At 72.2% G+C, this 21,358-nt stretch carries 19 protein-coding genes; 8 read left to right on the forward strand and 11 right to left on the reverse strand.

The annotated features are described in order from the left end of the window. Positions 1-11: 11 nt before the first annotated feature. The gene (locus tag ASG88_RS13925) at positions 12-869 is read right to left on the reverse strand and encodes a hypothetical protein (protein WP_056888276.1); all 858 of its coding nucleotides are present in this window, start codon (positions 867-869) and stop codon (positions 12-14) included. Between the two features lie 60 nt (positions 870-929). Here ASG88_RS13925 and ASG88_RS13930 point away from each other — a divergent pair, with 60 nt between their 5' ends. Further along, positions 930-2,315, forward strand: a complete 1,386-nt coding sequence (locus ASG88_RS13930; protein ID WP_056888036.1) for an MFS transporter — start codon at positions 930-932, stop codon at positions 2,313-2,315. Positions 2,316-2,322: 7 nt separating this feature from the next. Here the strand turns inward: ASG88_RS13930 and ASG88_RS13935 are convergent, their stop codons facing one another. Both ASG88_RS13935 and ASG88_RS13940 read right to left on the reverse strand, forming a co-directional pair. After that, positions 2,323-3,477 (reverse strand): acyltransferase family protein, encoded by a 1,155-nt coding sequence (locus ASG88_RS13935; RefSeq protein WP_056888037.1) that lies wholly within the window; start codon positions 3,475-3,477, stop codon positions 2,323-2,325. Continuing rightward, the gene (locus ASG88_RS13940) at positions 3,478-4,560 is read right to left on the reverse strand and encodes an NAD-dependent epimerase/dehydratase family protein (RefSeq protein ID WP_056888277.1); all 1,083 of its coding nucleotides are present in this window, start codon (positions 4,558-4,560) and stop codon (positions 3,478-3,480) included. A gap of 190 nt (positions 4,561-4,750) precedes the next feature. Here ASG88_RS13940 and ASG88_RS13945 point away from each other — a divergent pair, with 190 nt between their 5' ends. Next, complete coding sequence (locus tag ASG88_RS13945; RefSeq protein ID WP_157559736.1) at positions 4,751-5,995, forward strand: M15 family metallopeptidase; 1,245 nt, start codon at positions 4,751-4,753, stop codon at positions 5,993-5,995. A gap of 25 nt (positions 5,996-6,020) precedes the next feature. Here the strand turns inward: ASG88_RS13945 and ASG88_RS13950 are convergent, their stop codons facing one another. Both ASG88_RS13950 and ASG88_RS13955 read right to left on the reverse strand, forming a co-directional pair. Beyond that, positions 6,021-6,374 (reverse strand): phosphomannose isomerase type II C-terminal cupin domain, encoded by a 354-nt coding sequence (locus tag ASG88_RS13950; protein ID WP_235534853.1) that lies wholly within the window; start codon positions 6,372-6,374, stop codon positions 6,021-6,023. A gap of 92 nt (positions 6,375-6,466) precedes the next feature. Beyond that, positions 6,467-7,783: an MFS transporter gene (locus ASG88_RS13955; protein WP_056888278.1), complete on the reverse strand. Its 1,317-nt coding sequence runs from the start codon at positions 7,781-7,783 to the stop codon at positions 6,467-6,469. 166 nt (positions 7,784-7,949) lie between these two features. Here ASG88_RS13955 and ASG88_RS13960 point away from each other — a divergent pair, with 166 nt between their 5' ends. Continuing rightward, the gene (locus ASG88_RS13960) at positions 7,950-8,918 is read left to right on the forward strand and encodes an NADPH:quinone oxidoreductase family protein (RefSeq protein WP_056888040.1); all 969 of its coding nucleotides are present in this window, start codon (positions 7,950-7,952) and stop codon (positions 8,916-8,918) included. A gap of 59 nt (positions 8,919-8,977) precedes the next feature. Next, positions 8,978-10,936 (forward strand): M13 family metallopeptidase, encoded by a 1,959-nt coding sequence (locus tag ASG88_RS13965; RefSeq protein ID WP_056888041.1) that lies wholly within the window; start codon positions 8,978-8,980, stop codon positions 10,934-10,936. Between the two features lies 1 nt (position 10,937). On the opposite strand, the gene ASG88_RS13970 is transcribed toward ASG88_RS13965, so the two are convergent. Next, positions 10,938-11,924, reverse strand: a complete 987-nt coding sequence (locus tag ASG88_RS13970; RefSeq protein ID WP_162259850.1) for a patatin-like phospholipase family protein — start codon at positions 11,922-11,924, stop codon at positions 10,938-10,940. Between the two features lie 140 nt (positions 11,925-12,064). Here ASG88_RS13970 and ASG88_RS13975 point away from each other — a divergent pair, with 140 nt between their 5' ends. Together ASG88_RS13975 and ASG88_RS13980 are read left to right on the forward strand one after the other, a co-directional pair. Further along, the gene (locus ASG88_RS13975; protein ID WP_056888043.1) at positions 12,065-12,526 is read left to right on the forward strand and encodes a universal stress protein; all 462 of its coding nucleotides are present in this window, start codon (positions 12,065-12,067) and stop codon (positions 12,524-12,526) included. A gap of 43 nt (positions 12,527-12,569) precedes the next feature. Beyond that, positions 12,570-13,334, forward strand: coding sequence for a 2-phosphosulfolactate phosphatase (locus tag ASG88_RS13980; protein WP_235534854.1), 765 nt, complete (start codon positions 12,570-12,572; stop codon positions 13,332-13,334). Between the two features lie 91 nt (positions 13,335-13,425). Here ASG88_RS13980 and ASG88_RS13985 read toward each other — a convergent pair whose 3' ends face one another. The 4 genes from ASG88_RS13985 to ASG88_RS14000 all read right to left on the reverse strand — a co-directional run bounded on the left by ASG88_RS13985 (position 13,426) and on the right by ASG88_RS14000 (position 17,100). After that, positions 13,426-14,223: an ABC transporter permease subunit gene (locus ASG88_RS13985; RefSeq protein WP_056888044.1), complete on the reverse strand. Its 798-nt coding sequence runs from the start codon at positions 14,221-14,223 to the stop codon at positions 13,426-13,428. Then, on the reverse strand, positions 14,220-15,140 hold the full coding sequence (locus tag ASG88_RS13990; protein WP_056888045.1) for an ABC transporter ATP-binding protein: 921 nt from the start codon (positions 15,138-15,140) through the stop codon (positions 14,220-14,222). Before ASG88_RS13990 ends, ASG88_RS13985 begins: the two co-directional genes overlap by 4 nt. Positions 15,141-15,277: 137 nt before the next feature. Further along, positions 15,278-15,928, reverse strand: a complete 651-nt coding sequence (locus ASG88_RS13995; RefSeq protein WP_056888046.1) for a response regulator — start codon at positions 15,926-15,928, stop codon at positions 15,278-15,280. Then, the gene (locus ASG88_RS14000) at positions 15,925-17,100 is read right to left on the reverse strand and encodes a sensor histidine kinase (RefSeq protein ID WP_056888280.1); all 1,176 of its coding nucleotides are present in this window, start codon (positions 17,098-17,100) and stop codon (positions 15,925-15,927) included. The genes ASG88_RS13995 and ASG88_RS14000 overlap by 4 nt, the downstream gene beginning before the upstream one ends. Before the next feature lie 173 nt (positions 17,101-17,273). Here ASG88_RS14000 and ASG88_RS23120 point away from each other — a divergent pair, with 173 nt between their 5' ends. Both ASG88_RS23120 and ASG88_RS14005 read left to right on the forward strand, forming a co-directional pair. Then, positions 17,274-17,432 carry a hypothetical protein gene (locus ASG88_RS23120; RefSeq protein ID WP_157559737.1) on the forward strand — a complete coding sequence of 53 codons (159 nt, stop codon included), beginning with the start codon at positions 17,274-17,276 and terminating at the stop codon, positions 17,430-17,432. A 9-nt stretch (positions 17,433-17,441) separates the two neighbouring features. Then, positions 17,442-19,580 (forward strand): RecQ family ATP-dependent DNA helicase, encoded by a 2,139-nt coding sequence (locus tag ASG88_RS14005; RefSeq protein ID WP_157559738.1) that lies wholly within the window; start codon positions 17,442-17,444, stop codon positions 19,578-19,580. Between the two features lie 167 nt (positions 19,581-19,747). On the opposite strand, the gene ASG88_RS14010 is transcribed toward ASG88_RS14005, so the two are convergent. Then, entirely contained in the window at positions 19,748-21,325 is a 1,578-nt protein-coding gene (locus tag ASG88_RS14010; RefSeq protein WP_056888047.1) for a DHA2 family efflux MFS transporter permease subunit, read from the reverse strand. Positions 21,326-21,358: the final 33 nt, after the last annotated feature.

Below are 21,358 nucleotides of genomic sequence, written 5' to 3' on the forward strand. Positions count from 1 at the left end.
GACGGTCGCGGTCAGGCCGAGCGGCGCTGGGCGGCAAGCTCGGCGGCGTCGCGGAAGGCCGCGAGGACGTAGGGAGGGACCCGCATCCCGTCGGCCTGCGCCCACAGCAGATCGCGCTCGACGCGGGCGATGGTCTCGGTGAAGTCCTCGAGGTCGTCGCTGATCCCCAGGGTCTCCATCACGTCCCCGAAGTCGGCACGTTGGGCCGCGTCGTTGGCGCCGACGGGGGCGAAGGACAGCTGGCGCAGGCGGCGTACGAGCCAGCGCTGCCAGGGCGCGAGCTGCTCGGCGAGCCCGATCGCCGACATCTTGTAGAACGCGTAGTGACCGGGCTCCTGGCGGCGGATCGGCGCCACGACGGTCTCCGCGACGGCCGTCTCGCCCATCTCGACGACGCCGTCGTGCAGCAGGTTGTAGGCCAGCACCGCGGAGCGCTCGGTGGCCATGCCGGTGAGGTAGTAGAGCATCCGGGTGACGTCCTGGACCCGGTCGAGGTGTCCCAGCACGCCGAGCACCCGCAGCTTGGCGGAGACGGTGTCGAGGTCCGGCGTCGCCGGCGGACGGCCGACCCGGGTCTGCAGCTCGTCGAGGATCAGGCCGTGCCGGATCTCCTGCGGCTGCCACACGTCGGCGTAGAAGCGCCGGTCGACCTCCGGCGGGTCGGGCAGCATCGTGACCAGCTCGAGGACGTTGCGGTCGACCTCGAGCTCGACGCGCGCCATGTAGTCGAGGACGTGGCCGAAGCGCGCGGAGAACGCGGCCGGGTCGTGGACGGTCCAGTCGACCGAGGCGAGCTCGATCGGCGGGTGCTCCTCGCCCAGCCGGTCGACGTGGGCGGCGAGCCGCAGCTCGGTCGAACGTGTCCTCACGACCACGGATCCTAGGGCTGGAGCGCCCCCTCGATCCTCGCGGTGCCCTAGCCTGCGGAGGTGGGCGCGGATCCGATCGGGTGGGGTACGCCGCGTGCGCGCGCCGTGATCGCGGCCGCCAGCCTCGGCTCGGGGATGACCTGGCTCGACGGCTCGGTGGTCAACGTCGCGCTGCGGACCATCGGGGAGGACCTCGACGCCTCGCTGGCGCAGCTGCAGTGGATCAACAACGGCTACCTCATGATGCTCGCCTCCCTGATCCTGATCGGCGGGTCGCTCGGGGACCGCTTCGGCCGGCGCCGGATGTTCGTGCTCGGCACGGTGCTCTTCGCCGCGGCCAGCCTGTTGTGCGGTCTCGCGCCCACCGCCGAGGTCCTCATCGCCGCGCGGATCCTGCAGGGCGTCGGCGGCGCGCTGCTCACGCCGGGCAGCCTGGCGATGATCCAGGGCTCGTTCGGGCCGAGGGACCGGGCGCGGGCGATCGGGGCCTGGTCCGGCCTCGGCGGGGTGGCGTCGGCGATCGGCCCCTTCGTGGGGGGCGTCCTGATCGACCACGCGAGCTGGCGGTGGATCTTCCTCATCAACCTCCCGCTCGCCGTCGTCACCGTGGTGATCGCGATGCGCTCGGTGCCGGAGACGCGGGACCCGAACGCACCGACCACCTTCGACTACACCGGGGCGGTGCTCGCCTCGCTGGCGCTGGCCGGGACGACCTACGCGCTGATCGAGTGGGGCGGGCGGGGCGCGCCCTGGGCCGCCGCGGCAGGCATCATCGCCGCCGTCGCCTTCGTGGCCCTGGAGCGGAGGGAGGAGTCCCCGATGATGCCGCCCGAGCTCTTCCGCGACCGCACCTTCAGCGCGAGCAACGCGATGACCTTCCTCGTCTACGCGGCCCTCGGCGCCGTGCTGTTCTTCCTCGTCCTCCAGCTCCAGACGGTCAGCGGCTACGGCGCCCTCGGGGCCGGGGTCGCCACCTTGCCGATCACCGTGTGCATGCTCCTCCTCGCCGCACGAGGCGGTGCGCTGGGCGCCCGGATCGGGCCCCGGATCCCGATGACGGTTGGTCCGGTGGTGATGGCGGTCGGGACGCTGCTCCTCCTCGGGGTGGGCGAGGACGTCGACTACTGGGTCGACGTGTTCCCCGGGCTGACCGTCTTCGGCCTCGGCCTCGCGCTGATGGTCGCCCCGCTCACCGCGACCGTGCTGGCCGCCGCCCCCGACGACAACGCCGGCATCGCCAGCGGGATCAACAACGCGATCGCCCGCGCCGGGTCGCTCATCGCCGTCGCCGCGTTCCCGGTCGCCCTCGGGCTCAGTGGTGACGCGTACGCCGACCCGGTCGCGCTCGACGCGGCGTACGGCTCGGCGATGATCGTCTGTGCCGTGCTCCTCGCCCTCGGGGGGCTCGTCTCGTGGCTGACCATCCCGGCGCGGATGCCGAGCTGAGCAGCCGCTACGCGGAGCTCGATCGCCGGATGGGCGTGACCTGGGCGGCGGCGGTCTCGGCCGCGGGCTCGTCGACGAGGCTCGGTGACGGATCGCCGGCCCGCGGGACCTGGGCCGCCCTGCTGGTCCTGCGTCCGACGAGACGGTTCTTGAGGCGCATGCTGGGGGCCTCCACGAGGTGCCAGGAGACCAGGGCGAGCATCGCGGAGATGGCCACCACCAGCACCAGGTTGAGCGACATCGCGACGACGCCCACGTAGACCACCACGAGCTGCTGCACCGGGAAGCCGACGAGGTACATGCCGTAGGACAGGTCGCCGTACCGCGCGGCGCGTCGGACGTAGGGGGTGCTGGCGAGGCCGATCGTCAGGACGATGTAGGGGAGCGCGATCCAGGAGATCTTCGTGGTCCAGGTCGGCTGGAGGGCGCTCAGCATGAGGTACGCCAGCCCCAGGACGACCGCGACGTCGGTCCGGAAGAGCCCGCGCCAGCGCTCGTGGGCGAGCCTGAGCAGCGCCCCCGCGGCGAAGAAGACCCACATCAGGGCGGCGTCGGAGACCCGGGTGCCCCAGATGACCGGGGAGTCGACGGCCGGGATGGCCGCCAGCACCAGGGAGACGACCAGCGCCGCCGCGAACGTGACCGGTCGGGCGAAGCGAGGCACCAGGCACAGCAGGGGAACCATCAGGTAGCAGAAGAGCTCCGCGGGCAGCGTCCACAGGGACCCGTTGACGGCGTTCGGGTAGGGCACGTCGGTCGCGAACACACCGGGCAGGTCGTACTGCGGCTGCATCACGATGTTGACCAGGTAGTGCAGCGTGCGCGGGTTGTCGAAGTACTGACCGACGGTCTGCGTCGTGACCAGGGGCCCGAGCACGAACACGGTGATCAGCACCACGACTATGAGCGCCGGAAAGATCCGCAACGCCCGGGCGGCGGTGTAGCTCACCACGCTGGGGGAGCGGCTCCAGCTCGCGGTGATGAGGTAGCCGCTGATGCTGAAGAACACCACGACGCCCAGGGTCTGCACCGGGTAGCCGAACAGTCCCGGGATGAGCAGCGGCCGCCCCGTGAGGTGGTAGGCGTGACCGAGGATGACCGCCGCGGCACCCAGGAGTCGGAGCGCGTCCAGGTTGTTGGAGCGGGGGGCGGGGGCCGACATCTAGCGGCCTGCCCCGGCGTTCTGCTCGTCGATCCAGGCCTGGAGCGCGCGGACGCCGTCGTCCAGGCTCCACTGCGGGGTCCAGCCCAGGGCTGCGGTGGTCGCGGCCACGTCGCACCTGGCGTGGCGCACGTCGCCGTCGCGGAACTGCCCGGTCACCTCCGGTGCCGGCGCGGAGTGCATGGCCGCGACGGTCTCGGCGAGATCGCGGATCGTGGTGCGCGTGCCGGTGCCCACGTCGGCGGTCCGGGGGAGGCCGGCAGGCGGGGTCGCCGCGGCGGCCACCAGCGCCGACACCACGTCGTCGATGTAGACGAAGTCGCGGGTGATGTCGCCGTCCTCGTACAGGGGGATCGACCGACCCTCGCCGGCGATCCGGGAGAAGAGCGGCACGATGCCGGTGTAGGGGTTGCTGAGGGACTGGCCGGGGCCGTAGACGTTCTGGAGGCGGAGCACCGACAGGGCCGTGCTGCGCGCCCCCACCCACGCCGACAGGACGTGCTCCTGCGCGAGCTTGGTGGCGCCGTACACGCTGACGGGCGCCGGCAGGGAGGTGGCCACGGCGTTGGGGACGTGCTCGGCACCCTCGACCTCCCACTGCCCGGCCTCGAGCTGGGCGCGGGTGCGCTGCGGCGGGTAGAACGTCTCACCGTCGGCACGTCGCCACAGACCCTCGCCGTACACCGCGCGGCTGCTGGTCAGCACGATGTGTGCGGGGTCGTGACCGGCCCGGGTGAAGGCGTCGATCATCTGGGTGGTGCCGACGACGTTGACGCTGGCGTGGCGGTTGCTCTCGGAGAGCGACTGCGCGGTGCCGGTCTCGGCAGCGAGGTGGAACACGACGTCCGGACGGACCCGCGAGAGCAGCTCGTCCCACGCGGCGTCGTCGGTCACGTCACCGACGACGAGCTCGGCCTCGGCAGCGAGCCGCTCCGGACGCGAGGTCGGCGAGGCGTGCACCTGCGGGTGCATGTTGTCGAGCACCACCCACCGGTCGGCGGAGGGCGCCAGGGCCCGCGACAGCTCGCACCCGATGAATCCGGCACCACCGGTGACGAGCACCGTGCCGAGCGAGGAAGTCATGGGTGAGGGGACCTTTCGATGGAGGACGTCGTGGTCGGAGAGGAGGACGACCTCGCGGATCGCCTGCGTCTGACGCCGCACAGCATACGGAATGTCGGGCCCAGCGAGCCTTCCGCGGGCGGCGGCGACGGGCTGGCAGGCACGCCCCCGGGGCCGGGTGCCTACGCTGGGCTGCGGAAGGGGGAGCACGATGACGCGAGTACGACGCCTGCGCGCGGCGGTGGTCGCCACGCTGCTCTCCCTCGCCCTGGCCACGGGGTGCAGCGACGACCCCGTCGGATCGGCAGGAGACCCGCCGCCGTCCGGCCCCTCCGCTCCCGCCTCCGAGCCCCCGGCGGACGACCAGGGGACCGACGACCCGGGCGACGGCTCCACCGCAGTCCCGGTCGCCGACCCCGAGCACGCCGTCGACCCGCCCGGGAAGCGCACCGGCACCCTGGTCGGGCCGGACCTGCGGATCTACTCCAAGGAGCCGCTCGGCGACGAGCTCGTGGAGCGCATCACCGGCAACCGGCGCGTGGAGCGGGTCGAGCGGATCTCCCTGGGTGACTTCGGCGTGCAGAACGGTGTCATCACCGTCGCCGCGGTCGACCCGGCGACCTACCGCAACTACGCGGTGCGGGAGGCGGCCGAGCTGCAGGAGATCTGGGACCGGGTGGCCGGGGGCGAGCTGGCCATCGACAAGGCCCTCGGGCGTCGCCTCCAGGACGGCGACGGCTACCTCAAGCTCGGCAACGACAAGGACGCGGCCCGCGTGCACATCGGGGCCTTCGCACCGCAGGTGCCCCAGGTCGACGCGGTGGTCAACGAGAAGTGGGGGCAGGAGCTCGGCATCGGGACCGGCAACGCGCTCCTCGTCTACACCGGCATCCACTCCCCCCGAGACGTCCGCAAGGACCTCGTCCGGCTCGTCGGCGACGACGCGTCGGTGACGATCCTCGGCCCCAACCTCGACCCCGGCGCCACGCAGACCGCCGTGCTCACCGGTGGCTCGGTCGCCGACGCGGTCGGCACGTTCCGCTACACCGTGCTCGAGGCGGGCCGGATCGCCCCGGAGCAGTCATGGGTCGACGCCAACATCCGCACCGAGCCGGTCCCGATCCTCGGCACGATGACGTGCCACCGGGTGGTCTTCCCGCAGCTGCGGGCGGCCCTGCTCGAGATCGAGCAGCGCGGTCTCGCCGACGAGATCAACGTCGAGGAGTACGCCGGGTGCTTCTACCCGCGCTTCATCGCCGGCTCCCAGCAGCTCTCCCTGCACTCCTTCGGGATCGCCTTCGACATCAACGTGCCGGGCAACCAGCGCGGGACCGTCGGCGAGATCGACCGCGACGTGGTGAGCATCTTCAAGCGGTGGGGCTTCGCGTGGGGCGGCGACTGGGGCTACACCGACCCGATGCACTTCGAGATGAACGCGATCGTCGACCCGGAGTGAGCCACCACCGCTCGAGGTGCGGGAGTCAGGTCGACGCGTCCGACCGCCCGTAGTCGTCCTCGAGACGACGGATGTCGTCCTCCCCGGTGTAGTGGCCGCGCTGGACCTCGATGATGACGAGGGCGTCCTCGTGCGCGTTGATGATGCGATGTGCCGCACCGACCGCGATGTCGACGGACTGGCCGGACTCGGCCACGACGGTCGCGCCGTCCACGACGCACGTCGCCGTGCCGGCCACGACCACCCAGTGCTCGGAGCGGTGCTCGTGCGTCTGGTAGGACAGGCGCTGGCCCGGGTTCACGTGGATGCGCTTGACCTTGTAGGCGTCGCCCTCATCGAGGACGTGCCACGAGCCCCACGGCCGGTCTTCCGATTCCATCGACATGCATGCTTTCCCGTCATTTCGCTCTACGACGGATCAACCCTAGGCGACCTGGGTCGTCGACACGTCGTCGCCGCTGGGCGGTCGCCTCAGTCGCGCAGCGGGTGCGCGACCTCGTCGGCCGGCAGCCGCGCCCAGAGGATCGCGACCACCGCGACCACGACCGGGACCAGCCCGGCGATGAAGAAGGTGTTGCGGAGCCCGATCGCGTCGGCGACCGGCCCGGCCAACGCCATGGACACCGGCATCAGCGAGACGCTCACGAAGAAGTCGAGCGAGGCGACCCGGCCGAGCAGGTGCGGCGGCACCCGGCGCTGGAGCAGCGTCCCCCAGATGACCATCGGGAAGGAGAACATCGCCCCCATCACGAAGGAGGCCGCGATGACGACCGACAGCGAGTCGGCCAGGCCGATGACGACGAAGGGCAGCGCGCCCAGGCCCCACCCGAGGTTCATCACCGTGAGGTAGCGCCGGGGCATCGGGACCGAGGCCATCGCCAGCGACCCGAGCGCCCCGCCGATGCCGAAGGCGGCCAGGACGTACGAGTGGTCGCTGGGCCCGCCGCCGAGGCCGTCCTTGACGAGGAACGCGATGAGCACCTCGAGGGGACCCATCATCACCAGGATCATCAGCGAGGCGAAGAGCAGCGTGGCCAGCAGCCACGGCGTGCGCACCATGTAGACGAAGCCCTCGCGCATGTCGGCGAAGGCCGCGCGCACCGGGTGACCCGCGTGCGTGGCGTCGAGCGTGCGGCGTACGGGCGTGGACGGGACCTTGGTCAGGACGACGAGGGCGACCGCCGACGAGACGGCGGCGACCGTGAACGCCGCCCCGGGGGAGGCCGCGGCCACCACGGCGCCGGCCACGGCCGGTCCGACGGCCTGCCCGATCGTCGGGCGGACCATGCCCTCGAAGCCGTTGACGGCCTGCAGGTCGGACTCGGGGATCAGGGCGGGCAGCCAGGCGGAGTAGGCCGGGTAGTAGAACGCCATGCCCATGCCGGTCACGAAGGTGACGGACGCGAGCATCCACAGGGTGCTGGTGTCGGTGCTGGAGAGGAACGCGACCAGCGCCATGCCGACGAGCTCGACGAGTGCGACGGCGAGCAGGATGAGCTTCTGCGGGAACCGGTCGGCCACCACGCCCGCGAGCAGGGCCGGCACGAGCACACCGACGGCGCTGGCGGTCATGACCGTGGAGAGCTGGGCGGGACCGCCGCCGAGGCGGATGACCTCCCAGATGAGCGCCACGATCCACACGCCGCTGGCGAACGAGCTGGCCGCCAGGGCGAGGGCGAGCCAGCGGTAGGCCGGCGTGCGGAAGGGGGTCAGGGCGCGGGGGAGCCGCCGGCCGACCCGCTGGTCGCCGACCGTGTCCTGGAGCTGGTCGATCAGCGGGTCCGGCATGTCGCACAGTCTGACGGGCGGCACCGACACCGGGCCACGCATTTGTTGCTCATCCGGCGATGGTCCGTGCTCACGTGCACCTGAGGTCAAGGTCCCGACTCCGCTCGACCACCGGGCCCGGCTCTGCTTGACCACCGGGCCGCGCCCGGACGCTAGCCTCCTCGGCATGCGCGCAGCCCAGGTCGTCACGCCCACCGGTCCGCTCGACGTCGTCGTCAACGACGTGCCCGAGCCCACGCCCGGACCCGACGACGTGCTGGTCGAGGTGCACAGCGTGGGGGTGTCCTTCCCCGACCTCCTGCTGAGCCGCGGGGAGTACCAGATGAAGCCCGAGCCGCCCTTCAACCTCGGCGTCGACTTCGCCGGCGAGGTGCTCGACCCGGGCAGCAGCGACCTGGTGGTGGGCCAGCGCGTCGCCGGTGTTGCCGGCTGGGGCAACGCGGCCGAGCGGGTGGCCTCGCCCAAGACCTGGACCTTCCCGCTGCCCGACGTCTCGTCGTACGACGAGGGCGCGGCGCTGCCGATGAACTACCTCACCGCGCAGTTCGCCCTCAAGGACCGCGGCTCGGTGCGTGAGGGCGACACCGTGCTCGTGCACGGGGCCGCCGGCGGCGTCGGGACCGCGACGATCCAGGTCGCGAAGGGGTACGGCGCCCGCACCATCGCCGTCGTCAGCACCGAGGAGAAGGCCGAGGTGGCCCGCCGGGCCGGCGCCGACGAGGCCGTGCTGGTGGATGGGTTCAAGGACCGGGTCAAGGAGCTCACCGGCGGACGGGGCGTGGACATCGTGCTGGACGTGGTGGGCGGCGACCTCTTCACGGACTCGCTGCGCTGCCTGGCCGAGCAGGGGCGGCTCCTCGTCGTCGGCTTCGCCGCCGGCCAGGGCATCCCGGAGGTCAAGGTCAACCGGCTGCTCCTCAACAACATCGACGTGCGCGGTGTCGGCTGGGGCGCCTACGCGATGACCCGCCAGGACTTCATGCAGCAGCAGTGGGCCGAGCTGGTGCCGATGATCGAGAGCGGAGTCGTGAAGCCGCCGATCGGTGCGACGTACGCCCTCGAGGACTTCGGTCGTGCGCTGGTCGACATGGACGAGCGGCGCACGCTCGGCAAGAGCGTCGTACGGGTGCGCTGACCCGGGAGGCTGACCCTGCCGGCTGACCACTGTGGGTGCGGCCGGTTAGGGTCGGCCCCGTGAGCATCCTCGACGACGCCCGCCCGGGCATGAACCCTGACATCCGTCCCCAGGACGACCTGTTCGGCCACGTCAACGGGCGTTGGCTCGACGAGACCGAGATCCCCAGCGACCGGTCGAGCTGGGGCCCCTTCGTCCAGCTCGCCGACGTCGCCGAGCAGCAGGTGCGCGACATCATCACCTCGCTCGCCGAGACGCCGGCCGACGAGCTCGACGAGGAGGCCCGCAAGATCGGTGACCTCTACGCGTCGTTCATGGACGAGGAGGCGATCGACCGGATGGGCACCCGCCCGATCCAGCCGCTGGTCAACGCCGTCGAGGGGCTGCGCGACGTGCGCGACCTGGCGGCGTTCCTCGGCGAGTTCGAGCGCATCGGCGGCGCCGGCCTCTTCGGGTCCTACATCGACACCGACGACCGCAACTCCGACCGCTACCTGTTCCACATCACCCAGGGCGGGCTGGGCCTGCCCGACGAGAGCTACTACCGCGAGGACAAGTTCGCCGAGATCCGCGAGGCGTACGTCGGCTACCTCACCCGCCTGCTCGAGCTGGGCGGCGCCGGGACCTCGTGGCTGGGCGACCCCGCCGCTGCGGCGCAGACGGTCCTCGACCTCGACACCCGCCTGGCCAAGGGGCACTGGGAGCGCGCCGAGACCCGCGACGTGCAGAAGACCTACAACCTGATGACCCTCGAGGAGCTCCAGGCGTTGGCGCCGGCCTTCGACTGGGAGGCCTACGCCACCAACCTCGGCGGCAGCGCCGAGACGATCGCCGAGTCGTGCGTCCGGCAGCCGTCCTACCTCGCCCACCTCTCCACGGTGCTCGAGGAGGTGGACATCGAGCAGTGGCGCCCGTGGCTGCTGTTCCACGTGCTGCGCTCCGCCGCGCCCTACCTGCCCGACGCCTTCGTGCAGACCAACTTCGACTTCTACGGCCGCACCCTCAACGGCACGCCCGAGCTGCGCGAGCGCTGGAAGCGTGGCGTCGCGCTGGTCGAGGGGGCGATCGGCGAGGCCGTCGGCCGGGTCTACGTCGACCGCCACTTCCCGCCGGAGTCCAAGGCGATGATGGACGACCTCGTGGCCAACCTGCTCCAGGCCTACCGCGTCTCCATCGAGGCGCTGGACTGGATGACCGAGGAGACCAAGCAGCGGGCCTACGACAAGCTCGACACCTTCCGGCCCAAGATCGGCTACCCGGAGAAGTTCCGCGACTACAGCAACCTGCGGGTCACGCCCGGCGACCTGATGGGCAACGTCGCCGCCTCCGCGGCGTACGAGACCGACCGCGAGCTCGCCAAGATCGGCTCGCCGGTCGACCGCGACGAGTGGTTCATGCTGCCGCAGACCGTCAACGCCTACTACAACCCCGGCACCAACGAGATCTGCTTCCCGGCGGGCATCCTCCAGAAGCCGTTCTTCAGCCCCGACGCCCACCCCGCGGAGAACTACGGCGGCATCGGCGCGGTGATCGGCCACGAGATCGGCCACGGCTTCGACGACCAGGGCGCCCAGTACGACGGCACCGGCAACCTCAACGACTGGTGGACCGCCGACGACAAGGCCGCCTTCGAGGTCAAGTCCAAGGCCCTCATCGAGCAGTACGACGACTTCGAGCCGCGCGCGCTGCCGGGCGAGAAGGTCAACGGGGCCCTGACCGTCGGCGAGAACATCGGCGACCTCGGTGGGCTGACCATCGGCCACAAGGCGTTCGTGATCGCCGAGGGTGGCGAGGCGTCCGTCGAGGACCGCCGCAAGGTCTTCCTCAACTGGGCCTACGTCTGGCGCACCAAGCGGCGCAAGGAGCAGGAGCAGCAGTACCTCACGATCGACCCGCACTCGCCGCCGGAGTTCCGCGCCAACATCGTGCGCAACCTCGACGAGTTCCACGAGGTGTTCGAGACCTCGGAGGACGACGCCCTCTGGGTCGAGCCGGACCGGCGCGTCCGCATCTGGTGAGTCAGGCGGCTCCCCCCGTGACGAGGGGGGAGCCGTGCTCCCGGCGCCACGAGTCGAAGTCCCAGCGACCGAGGAACGCCGTCGCTGCCCCGACCCCGTTGTCGAAGAGCTCCCTCTTGGTCCGTGCCGAGAGCCGGAAGTCCGTCGAGCGCACCTCTCCGGTGTCGACGAAGACGGTGCGCGACACCACCGACGGGCGCTCCTCGACCACCCGGTCGTGGGCGTTGGTCATGGTGGCGACCAGGGCCCGGGCCAGCGCCATCGGGTCGTCGGCGTCGTACCACCGCTCCTCCGACAGCGGCAGGCCCGCCGACAGCCGGATCCCGAGGGTCGGGTGGTCGGGCTCGTCGTCGAAGAGCCCGATCGGGAAGTTGGACAGCATGCCCCCGTCCGTGAGCACCAGCTCGGTGCGGCCGCCGGTCAGCGCCGGATCGACCGGCAGGCGCCAGGGCCGGAAGAAGAAGGGGATGGACGCCGAGGCACGGACCGCGTCGGCGACCGGCATGCCGTCCGGGGAGCAGCCGAGCAGGCGCTCGTAGTCCCACGGCAGGCGCAGCATCCGGCCACGGGAGACGTCCGAGACGATGACGACGAGCCGGTAGCGGTGCTCGATCGGGGTCCGCGACGTGGTGCCGGGCAGGCGCAGGTCCCCCCAGGACCACACGCCTGCGTCCGCCAGCGTCTCCTGGATCCAGCGGTGCAGGCTGCGGCCGCGGTGGATCCCCTCGCCGGTGAGCAGGTCGAGGCCGTTGCCGAGAGGGCCGAGGAGACGGCCGTAGGGCCCTTCGTCGAGGAAGCTCGCGAAGTCCGTGTCGATGGTGAGCGCCTCCACCCGGTCTCCGAGACCCGCGGCGACCAGCGAGGCCACGATGGCGCCTGCGGACGTGCCGGCCACCCGGTGGAAGTCGTACTGGCCCGCGAGCACGTGCACCGCTCCGGCCAGCCCGGCACCCTTGACGCCCCCGCCCTCGAGGACCAGATCGCTCATGGACATGTGGTGCTCCCCTCGACCCCGACGCCCCCGTGACACCGGCTCACCAGGTAAAGAGACGCGCGGTCGGCCGGTGATACGGCACGGGCGCGATCGAGGTGATTCCCCGGACCCGCCGACGGGTCTACCCTCGGGCCATGGGAGCAGCGGTCAGCATCGATGGCGGGATCCTCGTGGGTCATGACGGGTCGAAGTCCTCCAGCGAGGCGGTGACCTGGGCCGCCGGCCATGCCGCCCGGCTCGGGGTGCCCCTCCACGTGCTGCGGGCCTGGGTGCTCACCAACGCGCCGCGGCCCAAGACGATGGAGCCGGGCTTCGTCCCGCCGGAGAAGGACTTCGAGGAGGCCGTGCTCGAGCAGCTCGCCCACGACGTCGAGGCCCTGCACCTGCGCCAGGACTGCACCGTCGAGCTGCACGCCGCCCACGGCCAGTCGTCGGCCAAGCTCCTCGAGGCCGCGGCCGGTGCCGAGATGCTCGTGGTCGGCCGGCGCGGTGCGGGCGGCTTCCGCGGGCTGCTGACCGGCTCGACCGCCGACCAGGTGGTGCGGCACTCGCCGTGCCCGGTCGTGGTCGTGCCGATCACGCACGCGAGCGCCTGAGCCTCCTCCGGCCCCGCCCACCGGTGGGTTGTTGAATGGGTCGGTGATCAAGCCGGGGCACGACCAGGCCGCGTACGCCGTCCGCTGCGAGTGGGGCCCCGTCGGCGCGGCCCTCGTCCCCGCGGACGTGGCCGTCGTCGTCGACGTGCTCTCCTTCACCACGACGGTGACCGTCGCGGTCGGGCAGGGCATCGAGGTCCTGCCCTTCGGCTGGCGCGACGAGCGGGCCCGTGCGTACGCCGCGTCCCGCGACGCGCTGCTGGCGGTCGGCCGTCTCGAGGCGCGCGAGCAGGCGGGCAGCGTCAGCCTGTCGCCGGCGGCGATGACGGAGGTCACCGGCGTGGACCGGATCGTGCTGCCCTCGCCCAACGGCTCGACCATCACCGTCGCCCTGGCCGGCACCGGGGCCCGGGTCGTGGCCGGGTCGCTGCGCAACGCCTCGGCGGTCGCCGCGCACCTCGCCCCGCTGCTGCGCGACGGCGCGACGTGCGTCGTCGTACCGGCCGGCGAGCGGTGGCCCGACGGCACCCTGCGTCCGTGCGTCGAGGACCTGTGGGGTGCGGGCGCGATCCTGTCCGGCCTGGTCGGTCTCGGGGTCGGTGGGCTCAGCCCGGAGGCCCGGGCCGCGACCCACGCCTGGTCCGGGGCGGGGTTGCCGTCCGACCTCCACGACTGCGCCGGTGGGCGCGAGCTGGCGGCCGCCGGCTTCGCCGACGACGTCGTCGTCGCGGCCGAGGTCGATGCCAGCGACGTCGTCCCCGTGCTGGACGGGGAGGCCTTCGTGGCGGCGGCTCCGCCGACCCGGTGACCCGCGGCGGGTTCTCGCCACACCGCACCACGCCAACGCGTGACGCACCGCCCGGGCGGCGCGATGCGCCCGGGCGGTGCGTCGGGGTTCCTCACTTCACCTCGGACCTCATGACCAGCCGGAGTCCCAGCAGGGCGGGCAGGACCAGCCACAACGCCGCGGTGACGGCGACCTGCGCCCACTGCTCGCCCGTCGGCGGGCCCTCGAAGAGGAAGGAGCGGGCGAGCTCGGCATCGATCCAGGGCCTGACGTCCACGAAGTCGGGCTGGCTGGTGGCCAGGATGCCGAAGACGGTGGGGAGGACCAGGGCCATCAGGAAGTAGGCGACCAGCGCGCCCGGCGAGCTCCGCAGGAGCATGCCCAGCATCGTCCCCGTCAGGAGGCACAGCAGGCTGCCGAGCACGATGGTGCCGAACTGCGCGGCCGAGAGGTCCCACACCGGGTCGGTCCCGGCGATGGCGGTGCCGACCACGTTGCCGACCACGCCGACGACGAGGGCGACGAGCATCGCCGCGACGCCCACGACCACCGCCGACAGGGTCTTGGCCAGCAGGACCTTCTCCCGGTGCGGGACGAGGGTGAAGGTCGTCAGTCCGGTGCGCTGGCTCCACTCCCCGGTGATCGACAGGATCGCGATGACGGGCAGCACGATGGTCATCGGGAAGCCGATCGCCGCCGCGAACGTGTTGTGGGTCAGGTCCTCGTCGGGTGCGAAGAGGATGGTCCCGATCGTGGCGAGGACGCCGAGGATCACCAGGCTGGCCATCAGCCAGAACCCGGAGCGGGTGTCGAACATCTTGCGGAGCTCGACGCCCACGACGCGAGCCAGGGGGATCGACGGCACGGGGGCCACGCGCTCCTCGTGGACGGTGGGGATGGTGGTGGTCATGCTGCTCTCCTGTCTCTCCTGGTGTCGCGCCCGGTCTCTCGTTGGGTGTCGGCGGTGAGCTGGAGGAACACGTCCTCCAGGCCGCTGTCGGCCGGGCGCAGCTCGATGACGGCCACGCCGGCCCGCAGGGCGACCTCGCCGACCCGAGCGGGGTCCGCGTCGGTGGTGACGGTGCCGTCGTCGGACGCCGTGGTGTCCGCGCCGGCCGCGTGCAGGGCCGCCCGCAGCGCGGCCACGTCGGCGGCGCGGACGGTGCTGCCCACTCCGCTCAGCAGGTCCGCCTTGGTGCCCTGGCGGACGATCCGCCCGCCGCCGATCATCACGATGTCGTCGGCCACGATCTCGACCTCGCGCAGCAGGTGCGAGGACAGCAGCACCGTCCCGCCCCGGTCGGCGAAGTCGCGCAGGAGGTCGCGCATCCAGCGGATGCCGGCGGGGTCGAGGCCGTTGGCCGGCTCGTCGAGGACGAGCACGCCCGGGTTGCCGATCAGTGCGGTGGCGATCCCGAGGCGCTGGCGCATGCCGAGCGAGTAGTTGCCGACCCGTCGGTCCGCCTCGGAGGGGGTGAGGCTGACCAGCTCGAGCATCTCGTCGACGCGCGTGGCGGCCACCCCCATCGTCCGTTGGGCGACGGTGAGGATCTCCCGGCCCGTGCGACCGGCGTGCTGGGCGGAGGCGTCCAGCATCACGCCGACCTCGAGGCCGGGGTTGGGGAGGTCGGCGTACCGACGGCCCGCGACCGTCGTCGTGCCCGACGTGGGCTTGGTCAGGCCGACGACCATCCGCATGGTCGTGGACTTGCCGGCGCCGTTGGGTCCGAGGAAGCCGGTGACCCGGCCCGCCTCGGCGACGAAGCTGACGTCGTCCACGGCGACGGTGTGGCCGTACTTCCTGGTGAGGTTGTCGATGGTGATCATCTGGTGGTCCTCTCTCTGCAAGGGGTGCCACCGACGCTAGGTACGGCGCCGCGTCCGCGCGTCGTCGTCAGGTCGCGACCGTGGTGCGACCAACCGGCGGTGCGGGGTCCTCCTCAGGTCGGACTCCGCAGGTCGGACTAGGACTGCTCGAAGAGCCCGGACTGGTAGGCGAGCACGATCGCCTGGGCGCGGTCCCGGAGCCCGAGCTTCTGCAGCAGCCGGGTGACGTGGGTCTTGACGGTCGTGTCGCTGATGAAGAGCTCCCGGCCGATCTCGGCGTTGGACAGCCCGCGTGTGATGAGCTCGAAGACCTCGAGCTCTCGTGCGGTCAGCTCCGACAGTCCGGCGGGCGGCGACTGGTGCCGCGCGCTGGTGAAGTGCCGGATGACCCGGCGCGTGACGGCCGGGGAGAGCAGGGCCTCGCCGGCGGCGATGGTGCGCACGGCGGCGATCAGCTGCTCCGGGGGGTCGTCCTTCAGCACGAAGCCGCTGGCGCCGGCACGCAGTGCCTCGAACACGTAGTCGTCCAGGTCGAACGTGGTGAGGACCAGGACCCGGGCGGTGGTGTCCGTGGCCAGGATCCTCCGGGTGGCCTCGAGGCCGTCGAGCTCGGGCATCCGGATGTCCATGAGGATCACGTCCGGGTGCAGCCGTGCCGCATGGACCACCGCCTCGCGGCCGTTGCTCGCCTCGGCAACGACCTCGATGTCCGGCTCGTCGGCGAGCAGCAGCCGGAAGCCGGCCCGCACCATGGACTGGTCGTCGGCCACGAGCACCCGGACGGTCATGCCGGCTCCCGGTGCCGCGGCAACCGGGCGCGGACGAGGAACCCGCCGCCCGGGGCAGGTCCGGCGGACATCTCGCCACCGAAGACCTTCACCCGCTCGCGGATGCCGACCAGGCCGTGTCCCCGCCCGTGTCCGTCGAGGCGGCTCCCGTTCGTGCTGCCGTGGTCGCGGACCTCGAGGCGCAGGGCATCGCTCTCGTAGGCCACGGTGACCTCGGTCCGTCCGGCGCCGGAGTGCTTCAGGCTGTTGGTCAGGCCCTCCTGCACGATGCGGTACGCCGACAGGTCGAGGCCGGCGGGCAGGGGCGCGGGCTCCCCCACCACGCGGAGGTCGACCGCCATCCCGGCCGCGGTCACGTCGTGGACGAGCCGGTCGAGGTCGGCCAGTCCCGGGTGCGGCGCGAGCTCGGCCTCGTCCCCCTCGTCCCGCATGGCGTTGAGCAACCGCCTCATCTCGGCCAGGGCGTTGCGACCCGACTCCTCGACGTTGCGCAGCGCCTCCCGGTCCGCGGCGGACGAGTCCGGCATCCGGTGGCGGACGGCGCCGACCTGCAGCACCATCACGCTGACCGCGTGGGCCACCACGTCGTGCAGCTCGCGCGCGATGCGGCTGCGTTCCTCGGCCACCGCGACCCGGGCAGCGGCCTCCCGCTCCCGCTCCGCGCGCTGGGCACGCTCCTCGGCCGCCTCGGTCCGCTCGGTGCGCTCACGCAGGGCCCAGCCGACCAGCCAGCCGATGGCGAACATCGCCGGCACCGAGATCAGGTCGTCGGAGGTGGAGCTCGGCCCGTTGCTCACGACCACCACCGACCCCAGGAGGACGATCGCGAGCCCGAGCCGCGAGAGCGCCACGCTGCGCTGCGCGCCCAGCAGCACGGCGGCACCCATGCCTGCGATCAGGATGCCGGCGCCGTTGACGACGAGCTGGGCGTCCATGAAGGACAGCGCACTGCACAGCAGCCACGTCGTGGCCGGCGCCGCGAAGGGGAAGCGGCGCCGAGCGAGGAGCACGAGCACGGCCGAGGTGATGCCGACGAGGCCCAGCACGAAGCGGGGACCGTCCGGGTGCACCAGGTCGTCACGCACGACGGTCGCCACGGCGGTCACCACCGCCGTGACGACGACCAGCAGGTCGAGACCATGCCGGGAGAGCAGCTGTCCCGCTCGGCTCACCCCGCCACGGTACGACGCCCGGAGCCGCCCCGCGTCCATCAAAAGGAGGACGTCGCCTCGTCGGCGGGTGCCCCCCGTGACGCGGCCTTCCGACGACGCCCTCGGGGTGCCCGCGGGCATAGCGTCGACGTCATCTCGACCAGTCCACCGCACCAGTCATCGAGGAGCTCGCCATGAACACCGAGGACGAACACGGCACCTACGTCCGCTCACCCCGGCGGCACGACGGCTACTACGCAGGCGACTTCAGCCACCACCCGTTCCCGACGGGGCGGGACCTCCGGATGCTGGCGGGGGAGCGGGTGCGGAGCACTGTCGGCAGGTCTTGGTAGACAGGGCGCATGACGACCGTGACGACAGACGCCGTACGCCCCGACGTGCGCGCCGAGGCGGAGCGCCACCTCAAGGCGCTGGTGGGTCGCGACGACGCCGTCCTCCGCGAGGACCAGTGGTCGGCGATCGAGGCCCTCGCCGTCGACCGGCGCCGCGCGCTCGTCGTCCAGCGCACCGGGTGGGGCAAGTCGGCGGTCTACTTCGTGGCGACCCTCCTCCTGCGCTCGCAGGGGGCCGGCCCGACGGTGATCGTCTCGCCGTTGCTCGCCCTGATGCGCAACCAGATCGAGGCGGCCGAGCGGGCCGGCATCCGCGCGGTGACGATCAACTCCACCAACATCGAGCAGTGGCAGCCGATCAACGACGCGATCAACGCCGGCGAGGTCGACGTGCTGCTGGTCAGCCCCGAGCGGCTCAACAACCCCGGCTTCCGCGACGAGGTGCTGCCCCGGCTGGCCGCCACGTCGGGGCTGCTCGTGGTCGACGAGGCGCACTGCATCTCCGACTGGGGCCACGACTTCCGTCCCGACTACCGCCGCATCCGCACCCTCCTTGGTGACCTGCCCGAGGGGATCCCGGTGCTCGCCACGACCGCGACCGCCAACGCCCGGGTGACCGCCGACGTCGCCGAGCAGCTCGGGGGCGGGCTCGACCCGGCCGCCGACGAGCGCTCCGGGGTGCTCGTGCTGCGCGGCTCTCTCGACCGCGAGTCGTTGCGGCTGGGGGTGCTGCGGTTGCGCACGGCCGAGCAGCGGCTGGCCTGGCTGGCCGACCACCTCTCCGAGCAGCCCGGCTCCGGCATCGTCTACTGCCTGACGGTCGCCGCCACCCAGGAAGTCGCGGCCTACCTGCGCGAGCGCGGGCACGAGGTGGCGGCCTACTCCGGCCAGACCGACCCGACCGAGCGCCAGGCGCTGGAGGCCGACCTGGTCGGGGGCCGGGTCAAGGCCCTCATCGCCACCTCGGCGCTGGGCATGGGGTTCGACGCGTCGCTGGGCTTCGTCATCAACCTCGGGGCGCCGCAGTCCCCGGTCGCCTACTACCAGCAGGTCGGTCGCGCCGGCCGTGGCACGTCCGAGGCCAGCGTCGTGCTGCTGCCCCAGCTCGAGGACCGCGACATCTGGGCCTACTTCGCCGGCCTGTCGTTCCCTCCCGAGCAGCTCGTCCGCCAGACCATCGACGTGCTAGCCCGGTCCGACCGGCCGCTGTCCACCGCGACCCTCGAGTCCTACGTCGAGCTCGGTCGCAACCGCCTCGAGGCGATGCTGAAGGTGCTCGACGTCGACGGAGCCGTCCGGCGCGTGCAGGGCGGGTGGGAGGCGACCGGCCGCGAGTGGGTCTACGACGCCGAGCGCTACGACCGGGTGCGCGCCGCCCGCGAGCGCGAGCAGGCCGCGATGCTGGCCTACCTCGACAGCGACGTGTGCCGGATGCGCTACCTGCGCGAGCAGCTCGACGACCCCGACGCCGTCGACTGCGGGCGCTGCGACAACTGCGGTGGCCTCTCGCTCACCACTACGGTGTCCGACGAGGCGGTCGCGTCCGCCAGCGCCCGGCTCTCACGCCCCGGGGTGGCGATCGAGCCGCGCAAGATGTGGCCCACCGCGCTGGCCAACCTGGGCCTGGGCCTCAAGGGCAAGATCGGCAGCGGCCCCTCCGAGGGGCGCGCCATCGCCCGGCTCACCGACCTCGGTCACGGTCAGGCGCTGCGCGAGCTCTTCGCCGAGGGTGTTCCCGACGGCCCCGTGCCGCCGTCGCTGGCGGCCGGCCTGATGACGGTGATGAAGGACTGGTCGAGCGAGTGGGCCGAGCGTCCCGTCGCGATCGTGCACGTCGAGTCGGCCACCCGGCCCCAGCTGGTCGCGGACCTCGCCGCCGGCCTGAGCCGGGTCATGCAGCTCCCCGTCGTCGGCACCTGGGCGATCGCCGACCCCTCGGTCGGGCCCGGTCGGGGAGCCACCAACTCCGCGCAGCGCGTCGCGGCCGTCACCCGGCGCTACGAGCTGCGCGCCGACGTGCCGGCCGGCCCGGTGCTGCTCGTCGACGACCTCGTGGTCACCGGGTGGACCCTCACCGTCGCCGCCGTCGCGCTCCGGGACGCCGGTGCCTCGGCGGTGCTGCCCGTGGCGCTCGGCACGCAGGCCTGAGCGGTCGGCCCGAGGCGGCCGGGAGGTGGCCCGGGCCGGTGCCACACCTGCGGGACCGGTGAGGCTCCGCACCCGAGACCCGGGTCATCCCGCGAACGCCGACGGCCCGCCCCTCCGTGAGGAGGGACGGCCTTGGCTCGCTCGACGAGCGCGGGTCGGAGTGGGGGTCAGTGACCCATCATCGCCGCGGGGTCGGCCGGGGTGACCTTCGTGCGCGGCAGGAAGGCGGCCGGGATGAGGCAGCAGGCGACCAGGATGGTCGCCACGACGAACACCGTGGCGAAGGAGTCCGCCAGCGCGACCTGGCCCTGCGCCACCACGGCCGTGAACTGGTCGATCGGCAGGCCGAGCTGCTCCGCGAGGGCGGCCAGCGCCGAGGGATCGCCCTCGGCGGACCGGGCCGCGAGGTAGACGGGGGCCGTGTCGCTGCCCTTGATCTCGTTGGTGAGGATCACCGAGAACAGCGCGGTGCCCATCGAGGCCGCGACCTGCTGGGTGATGTTGAGCAGCGTCGAGCCCCGGGCCACGTTGTGCGCGGTCAGCGTCGCGAGCGCCGCGGTCATGATCGGCATCATGGTGCCGCCCATGCCGAGGCCCATCACGAACAGCGCGCCGAGCATGTAGGGGTAGGAGGTGTCGGCACCGATCTGGGTGAACATGGCCATGCCGATGGTGATCACCGTGATGCCGGAGAGCACGATCTTGCCGGGTCCGATGCGGTCGGCCAGGATCCCGGCGATGGGCATGGTGATCATGGCCCCGATGCCCTGCGGGGCGAGCAGCAGGCCGGCGCCGAGGGCGTCCTCGCCGCGGACCTGGATGAAGTAGAGCGGGAAGAGCAGCGAGGCGCCGAAGAACGCGATCGCGAACAGCATCATCGCGATCACCGCGACGGTCATGTTGCGGTTCTTGAACAGGCGCAGCTCGACCAGCGGGTGCAGGTTGCGGCGGTTGAGCGCCCAGGGCACGAAGGCCACGATGAGCGCGAGGCCGAGGACCATCGGGGCCCAGACCTCGCTGGCGGCGGCCGTGCCGTGCTCGGGGATGGAGCTCACGCCGTACAGGAACAGGGCGAGACCGGGTGACAGCAGCAGCATCCCCAGCCAGTCGAAGGTCTCCGACGGCTCGACCTCGTCCTTCGGCAGGACGACCCACGCGTAGGCGATCGCGGCGATGCCGATCGGCAGGTTGATCAGGAAGATCCAGTGCCACGACGCGCTGTCGATCAGGGCGCCGCCGATGATCGGGCCGAAGATCGGGCCGAGGAGCATCGGAATACCGAGCACGGCCATCACGCGACCGACCCGCTCGGGGCCGGCGGCGCGGGTCAGGATGGTCATGCCGAGCGGCATCAGCATGCCGCCGCCGAGGCCCTGCAGGACGCGGAAGAGGACCAGCATCTCGAGGCTGGTGGCCGCGGCACAGAGCACGGACCCGGCGGTGAAGAGCAGCACGGCCAGCAGGTAGAGCCGCTTGGTGCCGAAGCGGTCGGCCGCCCAGCCGGTCAGCGGGATGACGCTGGCCAGGGCCAGCGTGTAGCCGGTCATGGTCCAGGCGACCTCGGCCGCCGTGGCGTCGAACTCGCGCTGGAAGGTCTCGAGCGCGACGGACACGACGGTGATGTCGAGGATGGACATGATCGCGCCGAGCACGACGACGCCCGCCACCAGGAGGACGTTCTTGTCGAGCTTGTCCGAGTCGCCGGCCGGCGTCCCGGCGGGGTGCTGCTGGATGTCTGTGGTCACGCGGGAATGGTGACAGTTGCCACCGACAACCAC

Source organism: Nocardioides sp. Soil777 (assembly GCF_001428425.1).
In the GTDB taxonomy this organism is placed as follows: Bacteria; Actinomycetota; Actinomycetes; order Propionibacteriales; family Nocardioidaceae; genus Nocardioides; species Nocardioides terrigena.

What these genes read in the sequence shown, in the direction of transcription:
- ASG88_RS13995 (WP_056888046.1), bottom strand. Translation starts at nt 15,928, where the DNA reads ATGACCGTCCGGGTGCTCGTGGCCGACGACCAGTCCATGGTGCGGGCC.
- ASG88_RS13990 (WP_056888045.1), bottom strand. Translation starts at nt 15,140, where the DNA reads ATGATCACCATCGACAACCTCACCAGGAAGTACGGCCACACCGTCGCC.
- ASG88_RS23120 (WP_157559737.1), top strand. Translation starts at nt 17,274, where the DNA reads ATGAACACCGAGGACGAACACGGCACCTACGTCCGCTCACCCCGGCGG.
- ASG88_RS13950 (WP_235534853.1), bottom strand. Translation starts at nt 6,374, where the DNA reads ATGGAATCGGAAGACCGGCCGTGGGGCTCGTGGCACGTCCTCGATGAG.
- ASG88_RS13960 (WP_056888040.1), top strand. Translation starts at nt 7,950, where the DNA reads ATGCGCGCAGCCCAGGTCGTCACGCCCACCGGTCCGCTCGACGTCGTC.
- ASG88_RS13940 (WP_056888277.1), bottom strand. Translation starts at nt 4,560, where the DNA reads ATGACTTCCTCGCTCGGCACGGTGCTCGTCACCGGTGGTGCCGGATTC.
- ASG88_RS13985 (WP_056888044.1), bottom strand. Translation starts at nt 14,223, where the DNA reads ATGACCACCACCATCCCCACCGTCCACGAGGAGCGCGTGGCCCCCGTG.
- ASG88_RS13970 (WP_162259850.1), bottom strand. Translation starts at nt 11,924, where the DNA reads ATGAGCGATCTGGTCCTCGAGGGCGGGGGCGTCAAGGGTGCCGGGCTG.
- ASG88_RS13975 (WP_056888043.1), top strand. Translation starts at nt 12,065, where the DNA reads ATGGGAGCAGCGGTCAGCATCGATGGCGGGATCCTCGTGGGTCATGAC.
- ASG88_RS13955 (WP_056888278.1), bottom strand. Translation starts at nt 7,783, where the DNA reads ATGCCGGACCCGCTGATCGACCAGCTCCAGGACACGGTCGGCGACCAG.
- ASG88_RS13935 (WP_056888037.1), bottom strand. Translation starts at nt 3,477, where the DNA reads ATGTCGGCCCCCGCCCCCCGCTCCAACAACCTGGACGCGCTCCGACTC.
- ASG88_RS13945 (WP_157559736.1), top strand. Translation starts at nt 4,751, where the DNA reads ATGACGCGAGTACGACGCCTGCGCGCGGCGGTGGTCGCCACGCTGCTC.
- ASG88_RS14005 (WP_157559738.1), top strand. Translation starts at nt 17,442, where the DNA reads ATGACGACCGTGACGACAGACGCCGTACGCCCCGACGTGCGCGCCGAG.